Here is a 9646-nt window from a genome sequence, read left to right on the forward strand (position 1 = left end):
CCCTTAACCGGGGGCCCGCCCGGCCCGGTGAGGCGGTCCCCCGCAGAAGGTTCCCGGACGGGACTATCGGGCCGTTCCGAAGTCCTGCGTCCAGTAGTGGTTGGGCTGCGCCAGGCCGACGCCGATCTCCTTGAACTCACAGTTCAGAATGTTCGCCTTGTGGCCGGGGCTGGACATCCAGCCCGCCATGACGCTCTCGGGGGTCTCGTAGCCGTAGGCGACGTTCTCGCCGTAGGTGCTCCAGTTGTATCCGGCACGCGTGATCCGGGTACCGGGATTCGACCCGTCGGAGCCGGTGTGCGACATGTTCTTGTGGGCGGCCATGTCCGCGCTGTGGTCCTGGGCGGCCTTGGTCAGCTTGGCGTTCACGGTCAGGGGCGAGCACCCGGCCTTGCTGCGCTCGCTGTTGACGAGCGCCACGACGCGGGCCACAGCCCCGGTCGCCGGCGCGGCGGTCTGCGGAGTGCTCGGAGCCGCGGTGGGGGCCTTCGGCGCCGGTGCGGCTGCGGTGGGGGCCTGCGGTGCGGGTGCGGCTGCGGTGGGGGCCTGCGGTGCGGGCGCAGTCGGCTGCGCACCCCACTGGGGCTTCCCGGTCTGCTTCCACCAGTTGTCGGAGGCCGCATTCTTCCAATCGCCATGCTTCCCATGCCCGTGGGACCGGCTTCCCCTGTCATCCGGCTGGTCCATACAGGCCATGGCGGCGGAGGGCACACCCACGGCGGCTATCGCGACGACGGCGATCGTTATCTTCCGGTAGTGCGTCTTCCTGCGGTGCTTCCTCATGCGTGACCTCACTCGGTATTCGCGGAGCGCCTCCGGGTCGGGCCGGCTCGGACACAGATCTTGTGCCTGAGCTGCGGAGACGCCTTCCGGGCCGTCATTCTTAGGACCGCCGCGCATGCAGGGCAACGAGCGTCGGTACTACCACTGGTCGTAGCGTCGGACGGCTCTTGAAATGGGCGTAAAGCCGTGCTGGTCCCGCTTCGGGCATTCCGGCAGCTTCTGATGCTCCGTCAGGAGTCCTTGTTCGCACCAGGAACGGGCGAAATCACCGAGTGGACAGAAGGGCGCCAAAGCCTGCGCGAGGTATGTCTATGCCAAGACGGACATATCTCAATATGTCGCCAAGGTGTCGTCTACTATTCCGCGGGCCTAGTGCCGGAATGTGGCGTGACGGATGTCACGGAACCATGGGCCCGATGCCGTGAAAGGCGCCTCGGTCCCGTGATCGGTCATGTGTCCGTGGCGTCCGTGGCGTCCGTGGTGTCTGTGCCGTGGGGTGGCGTCCGTGGCTTCCCGGGGGCCGTTGCCGCTGCGGTGCGCCTGGGCGCAAGCTTGTGACATGGCTGCTCAGGACGGCCCTACGCTCATCACTTCCGTGCAGCGAGCCTTCCGCCTGTTGGAGGCCGTGGGCATACATGAAGGCGGTGCCCCCGCGAAACAGCTGGCGCGCGAGGCGCAGCTCCCCCTGGCCACCACGTATCACCTGCTGCGCACGCTCGTCCACGACGGGTATCTGCGGAAGCTGGACGACGGCGGGTTCGTCCTCGGGGACAGGCTGCACACGCTGCACGCCGCAGGCCGTGGGCAGGAGCTGCTCAGCCGTATCCGTCCTGCGCTCGCCGCCCTGAGGGACGAAGTGTCCGCCGCCGCCTATCTGACCTTCTACGAGGAGGGCGAGATCCGGGTCGCCGAGATCGTCGACGGCCCCCGGGCGCCACGGGCCGACCTGTGGGTGGGATTCGAGGACGCGGGGCACGCCACGGCGCTCGGCAAATGCGTGCTGCGCGAACTGGACGGCGATTCCCGGAACGACTACCTCTCCCGGCACGCCCTCGCCGACCTCACGCCGCGCACCTTCACCCGCCGTTCCGCGCTGCTCCAGCACCTCGACTCGCTGCCCACCGCGCCGGCCGTCATGGACCTGGAGGAGTACTCCCTCGGAACCGTCTGCGTCGCGGTGCCCGTGTACAGCGGGCACAAGCTCGGGTCGCTCGGCGTCTCCTTTCCGGCGGACCGGATCTCCCGCATCGAGGAGATCGCGGAGCGGCTCGGCCCGACCGCGAGTCGGGTGACCAGGGGCCTTTCGCTCACTATCTGAAAATCCTGTTCTTGCGGCTCTGGCGCATCCCCCTGTTTTCTGGATGAAACGGACATTTACGTTCCGGCGCAGGCCGCCGTGAGCGGTGAGAGTTGCGAAAGAGGACATGAGCCACGCCCGACATCACCAGCGTGACGATCAGCGCGAGCATCAGCCGTCGTGGCAGCTCACCAAGTGGCTCAGCGACTCACTCGGCGTGCGGCTCACGTCTGCGAGGCGGCTCACTTCTGCGGGGCGGCCGGCGCTGCCCGTGCGGCCGACCGCGGCGCACCTCGCGGTCTGGGTGCCCGGTGTGCCCGTCCTGCTCGTCTGTGCCGTCGCGCTGGCCGCGTTCGTCAGTGGAGCGGGCCCGAGCTGGTTGCCGCTGCTCGCCGTCGGGCCCGCGCTGGCCGCCGCCATCAGCAGGCCGTGGGGAGTCCTCGGTGTCGGCTTCCTGGCCGTCGGGCTGGGCGCCGCGCTCGCCACCCAGGGCGGCGAGCCGGGTCGCGAGGAACTGATCGTGCTGTGCGCACTGGCCGCCGTGACCCTGACGAGTGGCCTGGCCAGCACGTTGCGCGTACGCCGCGAACGGGTGCTGGCCGCCGTCCGCTCGGTCGCCGAAGCGGCCCAGCACGCTCTTCTCAAGCCGGTGCCCGCGACCGTCGGCCCGTTCCAGGTGGCCGTTCGCTACAGCGCCGCCGCGGCGGAGGCCCGGATCGGCGGGGACCTCTACGCGCTGGTGCCCACTCCGTACGGGGTCAGGCTGATCGTCGGCGACGTGCGCGGCAAGGGGCTGCCCGCGGTGAGCACCGCAGCTCTGGTGCTCGGTGTCTTCCGCGAGGCCGCCTGGGACGAGCCCGACCTCCTCGACGTCGTCGACAGGATCGAGCGGAGCCTGGCGCGCAATCTGGACGCCGACGACTTCGTCACCGCCGTGGTCGCGGGGTACCCCGCGACCGGGCGCATGGAGGTGGTCAACTGCGGACACGCCCCGCCGCTCGTGGTCCGTGATTCCCGCGTCATGACCGTCGAACCGGCTCGTCCGGCTCCGCCGCTCGGGCTGCGCGACCTGACCGGTGAGACCCCGAGTCTCCAGGTGCTGCCCTTCGCCGACGGTGACCAGTTGCTCCTCTACACCGACGGTGTCATCGAGGCCCGCAACCACGGCCGTGAGTTCTACCCGCTCGTCGATCGAGCGGCCCGGCACGTGTCGGACGAGCCGTCCCGCACCCTCGCCGCGCTCCACGAAGACCTGCTGACTCATGTCGGTGGCCGGCTCCACGACGACGCGGCGCTGCTCCTGCTGAGGAAGTCGGCCGCTGTCGGCCCGACGCCTCCTGCTGCCGGCCCCACGCCCGCGCTGACGGAGTCGTCCGCACCCTCCGCACCGGCTGCACGCTCCGCAGCAGGGTGCTGATGTACAGAACACTTGACGTCATGTCGGCATAGTTTTACATTCCTGATGTCAAGTTTGTTTTACAGGGGGGAGTGGGAGTGACGTTCGAAGAGAAACGCGCCTGGATCATGGGAGTGGTCGCGGTCGGCGCGTACACGGCCTACCTCGCCATCGTTCTCGGGCGAGCGGAGAACACGCCTCTCGCCGAGGTGTCGTACGTGCCGGCACTGCTGTGGACCGTCGGCGCAGGAATCGTGGTGTCGATCGCGCTCGAAATCGTGGTCGCGATCGTCTCCCCCAAGGACGCCAACCGGAAGGACCAGCGCGACAGGGAGATCACCCGGTTCGGCGAGTACACCGGCCAGTCGTTCGTCGTCATCGGCGGAATCGCGGCCCTCGGCATGTCGATGGCCGAGCTGAACCACTTCTGGATCGCCAACGCGATCTACCTGGCGTTCGTTCTCTCGGCGGTCCTCGGGTCCCTCGCGAAGATCGCCGCCTACAGGCGGGGCTTCCAGCCGTGGTGAAGCCGACCAGAGTCACGAACACGATTCGCTCGCTCCGGTTCGCGCACGGCGAGATGACGCAAGCGGAACTGGCGGATCGCATCGGCGTGACCCGCCAGACCGTCATCGCCATCGAGAAGGGCCGCTACTCGCCCTCGCTCGAGATGGCCTTTCAGATCGCTCACGTGTTCAAAGTCCCGCTCGACGAGGTGTTCCAGTACCCGGACACCTCGGACAGCCCGCACGACCAGCACGGCCCGAACAGCCCGAACAGCCCGAACAGTGAAGGTGAGGCACCATGAAGGCGATCGTGCAGGACACCTACGGCCCCTCCGACGTACTGGAACTCAGGGACATCGACGAGCCGGCGGTCGGGGACGGCGACGTACTCGTACGAGTGCAGGCGGCCGCCGTCGACGCGGGCGTCTGGCACCTCATGACGGGTCTGCCGTATCTCCTGCGCATCATGGGCTACGGCCTGCGCATACCCAAGGTCCGCGTGCGGGGCAGGGAGGTCGCAGGTCGCGTCGAGGCCGTCGGCGACCGGGTGACCCGGTTCAGGCCGGGCGACGAGGTGTTCGGCTTCTGCGAAGGCTCCTTCGCCGAGTACGCGAGTGCTCCGGAGGACAGGTTCGTGTCGAAGCCCGCGAACCTCACCCCCGAGCAGGCGGCGGCCGTCCCCATCTCCGCGGTCTCCGCACTCCAGGCCCTTCGCGACACGGGCCGGGTGCAGCCGGGGCAGAAGGTGCTGATCATCGGCGCGGCGGGCGGAGTCGGGACGTTCGCGGTGCAACTGGCCAAGGCGTTCGGAGCGGACGTCACCGGCGTATGCAGCACGACGAAGACGGACCTGGTCCGATCGATCGGCGCGGACGACGTCATCGACTACACACGCGAGGACTTCGCCGACGGGTCGCGCCACTACGACCTCATTGTCGACACGGCCGGTAGCCGGTCGCTGTCGCACCTCCGGCGTGCCCTCACCCCGCGAGGAACCCTGGTCATCGTCGGGGGCGAAGGCGGAGGGCGGTGGCTCGGAGGCACGGATCGCGTGCTCCGGGCGCTGCTGCTGTCGCCCTTCGTGCGGCAGAAGCTGCGCGGGCTGTTCTCGGTGGAGCGCCAGGCGGATCTCCAGTCCCTGAGGGACCTCGTCGAGGCGGGCAAGGTGACGCCGGTCGTCGACACGACCTACTCGCTGAGCGAGGTCCCCGAGGCCATCCGGTATCTGCACGGGGGCCACGCACGGGGCAAGGTCGTCATCACCGTGTGAAGCGCGGGCAGGACCGCCGTGTGAGGCGAGGACAGGACCGCCGTGTGAGGCGCGGTCAGGCGTCCGGTTCACGGGCGCCGTACCCCCTGAAACCGCAGTGAAGCCGCCGGTTGCCCGTCCTCGTCCGGCCAGAGTCCGTCCACCAGGAGCGCGGTGCTGCAGCCCGTGCGCAACTCGCCTGCGAGGAGGGCGAGAAGGCTGCGCAGCCTGGGCGCGGTGATCTCCTCGTCGCGGTAGGCGACCCGCGACAGCAGCGTCAACTCGGTGGTCATCACAGAAGGTTAGGGCCAGTCCCATGGATCTTGCCGGGCCGGCCTGATCCACCGGTCAGGCCCTTGCCGCCCGCCCGCCGCGGCGGAGTGCGACGGCGGAGCGCGACGCGGCTCATGGCCGTGCGGGAGCGGTGGGGGCGAGCAGGGCGTCCGCGACGGCGGTGCGGGCGTAGAGGACCGAGCGGCCGCTGCGGTGGGCGGTGACCAGGCCCGCGTTCCGCAGGGCGGTGAGGTGCTGGGAGACCCCGGCAGCGGACAGGCCGGAGTTCTGGGCGAGTTGGGTGGTCGAGGCCGGTGTGTCGAGTTCGGTCAAGAGCAGTGTGCGGGAGCGGCCCAGGACGGCGGCGACCGCGTTGGCGGACGCGGTGGACCGCGGCTCCCACAGGTTGCCGATTCCCCTTGCCGGATAAGCGAGTTGGGGCGGCTCGGGCGGCACCGAGCGGGTCAGCACGCGCGGCCAGGCGAACACCGAAGGCACGAGCAGCAGCCCGGAGCCCGCCTTGTCCCGCGTCAGCGCGCAGTGGCGGCGGACCAGGTGCAGGGTGCCGTCGTCCCACCGTACGGTCTCGTGGAGTTCGTTGAGGACATGCGCGGAGCCGTGCTCGGCCACCTGCCGCGCCCGGTGGAACACATCGGCTTCGAGGAGCTGCCGGATGCGGGCCCAGTAGGGCGCGAGAGCGAGCTCCCAGTAGCTCTCGATCTCGGAGGCGACCTTCTCCAACGCCGCCTCGGGGGCCTCGTACAGCAGCCTGAGCAGCGGGGACGGGCCGGGGCCGCGCTTGGTCTCCAGGATGTCCAGCTCGGCCCGGACCTGCTCGGGTGCGGTACGCCGGATCGCCTCCAGTTCGGCGGAGAGGGTGGGGAACGGGGTGGCGGGGGTCGGGTTGAGGAAGTCCGCGAGATAGCCGAGGCCGGGGATCAGTTCGGCCAGCCAGCCGCGGTCGAGCCCCGCATGCGCCAGCCGGGGCCGCACCTGCGCGGCCCAACGCCGGTGCAGCGGAGGCTCGGACGAGTCCCTGAGCAGCCGGAAGCTGGTGACGACCTCCCACATCGGGGAGACGGCGAACCGGGTCTGTGCCAGGTCCGCCGCGGAGAAGCTCAGTCCCGACTCCATGCCCGCCGCCCTTTGTTCGTCCGGTGGATTCGGTCTGAGCTTAATCATTCGGACGCCAGGGGGTCCGGGCCGCACTCTCCTCGCATGCTCTCCACCTTCCGCGGACTTCCGCCCACCGTCTGGACCGTCTTCGCCGGCACGATCGTCAACCGCCTCGGCTACCTGGTCACTCCGTTCCTGGTGTTCTTCCTGGCCGCGCGCGGCGTCACCGGCACCGAGACCTCGTACGTCCTCGGCGCCCTGGGCGCGGGCAATCTGCTCGGACCGGCGGTCGGCGGGCTGCTCGCCGACCGGATCGGCCGCCGCCCGACGATGCTGATCGGGCTCATCGGCGCGGCGGTGGCACAGGGCGCGCTGTTCGTGGCACCGGGGGTGCTGACGATGGCCGCCGCGGCGCTGCTGATCAGCGCGGCCGGGGCGATGGTCGGGCCCGCCGCGTACGCGCTGATGGCCGATGCCGTGGACGCGGAACGCAGGCAGTGTGCGTACGCCTTGTTCGGCTGGGGCGTCAACATCGGTACGGCCGCGGCCGGCGTGCTCGGCGGCTTCCTCGCCGCGCATGGGTACTGGCTGCTCTTCGCGGTCGACGCAGCGACGATGCTGATCTACGCCGCAGTCGTCGCGACCCGCCTGAGCGAGCCGCGGCCCGCGGCGAAGGACCGGGCCCAGAGAGACGCGACTCAGAAGGACCCGGCCCAGAGCGACCCGGCCCAGAAGGACCCGGCCCAGAGCGACCCGGCCCAGAAGGACCCGGCCCAGAAGAACGACGGCATCGGCTACGGGATCGTCTTCCGGGACCGTCTGACGCTGGCGCTGCTCCCCCTCTTCGGCATCCAGCTCTTCGTCTACTCGCTGACCGAGGTCGCCCTGCCGCTCGCCGTTCACGACAGCGGTCTCTCCCCGGCCGTCTACGGGGCGATGGCGGCGGTCAACGCGGTCCTGGTGGTGGCACTCCAGCCGTTCGCGTCGGCCCTGCTCGCCCGGTTGCCCCAGCTGCCGGTCCAGTGCGCGGGCAGCGTACTGATCGCTCTCGGTGTGGCGCTGACGGGCCTTGCGGACAGCGTCGCGGGCTACACGTTCTCGGTGGTCGTCTGGTCCCTCGGCGAGGTGTCCGTTGCGGGCATCGCCGCGACGGTCGTCGCCAACCTGGCCCCGGCCCACGCGCGCGGCCGCTACCAGGGAGCCTTCAGCTGGACCTGGGGTGTCGCCAGGTTCGCCGCCCTCACCCTGGGCGTCACCGTCTACACCGGTCTCGGCCCGGCGGTCCTCTGGTGGACAGCGCTCCTCGCCGGCGTCCTCTCCTCAGCTGTGACGCTCACCGTCGCGGGACGTGTCACGCGCCGCATGGACCATGCGCTTGCCGCCTGACGGTCCGGCCGTGGAATGCCGGTCCAGGAGCCGGCCCGGGCGGAGTCGGCAGACGGGCACAGTCGTCCGCCCACGTCCTTCGGGCGCCGATCCAACGTTCACGACCGTCTTCGACGGCCAGCTGCTCCTGTCGGACGGCCGTTTGGCTGTCGGGGAGTCGAGGGACTGACCCGCTTCGTGTGATTGGGGGGACCGTGGTGCTGTCATCGCTCCGAATCTCGGGCGCCGGGCTCAGTCCCACCAGCCGTCGCCGGAATGCCAGCGCTGCACCCATTGCGCGAAGCCCCAGGCGTCGTCCCCGGGCACCGGGCCGGCGCCTACGTCGGACACCATCCAGACTTCGCCCCGGCGGGGTCCCGTGGTCACCAGCACCCAAAACGACTGCCCGTCCTCCGATCCGAGCACGATCGACCCCTGGGTGTACACGGCATCAATGCGCGGATCCTCCTCAGGATCGACGCTCTCGTCGTCCTCCCACGGCCAGGCCGCCTCCAGGGGGAACGGTTCCCCAGGCTTGCGCGGGCCGAGGTCGGGCCAGCCGGCGGGCAGCCAGCCGAGCGGCTGGAGGCCGCCGTCTTCTGCTGGGCCGAGGCTGCACCCGTTGCTGATCTCCGCAACAAAGGTCCGGTATGGCTCCGGAAGGGTCACCTTGTTCTCGGACTCCCAGGCTGCGACGGCTTCATGCCCGAGAGCAGGTTCGCGCCACTCCGGTGCGAACGCGGAGCCCAAGAAGTCGAGCGTGGCCTTGTCCGGGTGCTGATCAGGTGTGGTCGTCACGGCAGGATGCTCGCAGAGGCGTCTGACACTCTGATCCACGGGGCTCGCTGGTCGGCCGTTGCGGGGTCTGCGGGCGATCGCCCTGCCCCACTTGCACTTCCATGTCGTTCCGCGGTGGGTGGACGACGGGATCTCGACCTGGCCGACCGGACAGCCCAACCACCGCTCCACCGGCGACCCGGGCCCGCGGCCGGCCGACGCTCTCAGCTCTGGCCGGCATCACAACCACAGAACTTGAGCCGGGCCCGTCGGGTCGTGCTACAGCGGAGCCGCGTTCTCGCTTGCCGCCTGAAGCCGCGGAGCCGACCGCCCCGGCCACCGACATCTACGCTTCTGTTGTGGCCCCGCTCGCAGCCAGGTGCTCAAGCCCCAGCTTGGCGAGACGAGACCGGATGGCACTCGGCTGCCGGCCGAATTCAGCGGCAAGGTCAGCCGGGTCGGTGGACCCTTCTCGGTACAGGGCCAGCAGGCGCTCCTCGTCCACCGGCGACCATGGCTGGTAGGCGTTGGGGTACTTGGCTCGTATGGCCGCGGGGTCCTTGGGCTGACGGCTGCTGCCACGAGAACCTGCCGGAGCGACGGATGCGATGTCGCGCAGCGGATACCGGGCGGCCTCGACACCGGCGAGCCACAGGACGGCGTGGCTGTCCTCGAAGGTCACCAGGTCAGCGGCCACGTTGACGGCACGCCGTAGGCAGTCGTCATCGTCCGGGTCGGGCAGGAAGTCAGTGAAGGTGACGCGGATGATCGGCTGTGAGTCGCTGGTCCCCATGGGCGCAGCCTGGCCGAGCGTGATCGCCATGAGAAGGGACTGTTGCGCCATTGCTGAGGGCGGATCGACGACGAAGGCCCCGACCTTGATC

At 69.9% G+C, this 9646-nt stretch carries 10 protein-coding genes and 1 pseudogene; 6 read left to right on the forward strand and 5 right to left on the reverse strand.

Annotated features, from left to right (window positions below):
* Window positions 1-63: 63 nt before the first annotated feature.
* Window positions 64-783, reverse strand: coding sequence for a CAP domain-containing protein (locus ACWGI8_RS31820; protein ID WP_453666200.1), 720 nt, complete (start codon window positions 781-783; stop codon window positions 64-66).
* Between the two features lie 559 nt (window positions 784-1342).
* Here ACWGI8_RS31820 and ACWGI8_RS31825 point away from each other — a divergent pair.
* From ACWGI8_RS31825 to ACWGI8_RS31845, 5 genes are all read left to right on the forward strand, one after another.
* Window positions 1343-2101, forward strand: a complete 759-nt coding sequence (locus ACWGI8_RS31825) for an IclR family transcriptional regulator (RefSeq protein ID WP_453666201.1) — start codon at window positions 1343-1345, stop codon at window positions 2099-2101.
* Window positions 2102-2207: 106 nt separating this feature from the next.
* Window positions 2208-3497: a PP2C family protein-serine/threonine phosphatase gene (locus tag ACWGI8_RS31830; protein WP_453666202.1), complete on the forward strand. Its 1290-nt coding sequence runs from the start codon at window positions 2208-2210 to the stop codon at window positions 3495-3497.
* Between the two features lie 77 nt (window positions 3498-3574).
* A complete protein-coding gene (locus tag ACWGI8_RS31835; protein WP_453666204.1) occupies window positions 3575-4003 on the forward strand; it encodes a hypothetical protein in 429 nt (142 codons plus the stop codon).
* Window positions 3997-4284, forward strand: coding sequence for a helix-turn-helix transcriptional regulator (locus ACWGI8_RS31840; protein WP_453666206.1), 288 nt, complete (start codon window positions 3997-3999; stop codon window positions 4282-4284). Before ACWGI8_RS31835 ends, ACWGI8_RS31840 begins: the two co-directional genes overlap by 7 nt.
* On the forward strand, window positions 4281-5252 hold the full coding sequence (locus ACWGI8_RS31845; protein ID WP_453666207.1) for an NAD(P)-dependent alcohol dehydrogenase: 972 nt from the start codon (window positions 4281-4283) through the stop codon (window positions 5250-5252). Before ACWGI8_RS31840 ends, ACWGI8_RS31845 begins: the two co-directional genes overlap by 4 nt.
* Window positions 5253-5320: 68 nt before the next feature.
* On the opposite strand, the gene ACWGI8_RS31850 is transcribed toward ACWGI8_RS31845, so the two are convergent.
* Together ACWGI8_RS31850 and ACWGI8_RS31855 are read right to left on the reverse strand one after the other, a co-directional pair.
* Window positions 5321-5524: a hypothetical protein gene (locus tag ACWGI8_RS31850; RefSeq protein WP_453666214.1), complete on the reverse strand. Its 204-nt coding sequence runs from the start codon at window positions 5522-5524 to the stop codon at window positions 5321-5323.
* 112 nt (window positions 5525-5636) lie between these two features.
* Window positions 5637-6638: a DUF5937 family protein gene (locus tag ACWGI8_RS31855; protein WP_453666209.1), complete on the reverse strand. Its 1002-nt coding sequence runs from the start codon at window positions 6636-6638 to the stop codon at window positions 5637-5639.
* A gap of 84 nt (window positions 6639-6722) precedes the next feature.
* Here ACWGI8_RS31855 and ACWGI8_RS31860 point away from each other — a divergent pair, with 84 nt between their 5' ends.
* On the forward strand, window positions 6723-8006 hold the full coding sequence (locus tag ACWGI8_RS31860) for an MFS transporter (RefSeq protein WP_453666210.1): 1284 nt from the start codon (window positions 6723-6725) through the stop codon (window positions 8004-8006).
* A gap of 231 nt (window positions 8007-8237) precedes the next feature.
* Here ACWGI8_RS31860 and ACWGI8_RS31865 read toward each other — a convergent pair whose 3' ends face one another.
* Window positions 8238-8783: an SMI1/KNR4 family protein gene (locus ACWGI8_RS31865; RefSeq protein WP_453666212.1), complete on the reverse strand. Its 546-nt coding sequence runs from the start codon at window positions 8781-8783 to the stop codon at window positions 8238-8240.
* A gap of 325 nt (window positions 8784-9108) precedes the next feature.
* Window positions 9109-9646 (reverse strand): annotated as a pseudogene (locus ACWGI8_RS31870) (hypothetical protein); the annotation flags it as partial.

It is taken from the genome of Streptomyces sp. NPDC054841 (assembly GCF_053611045.1).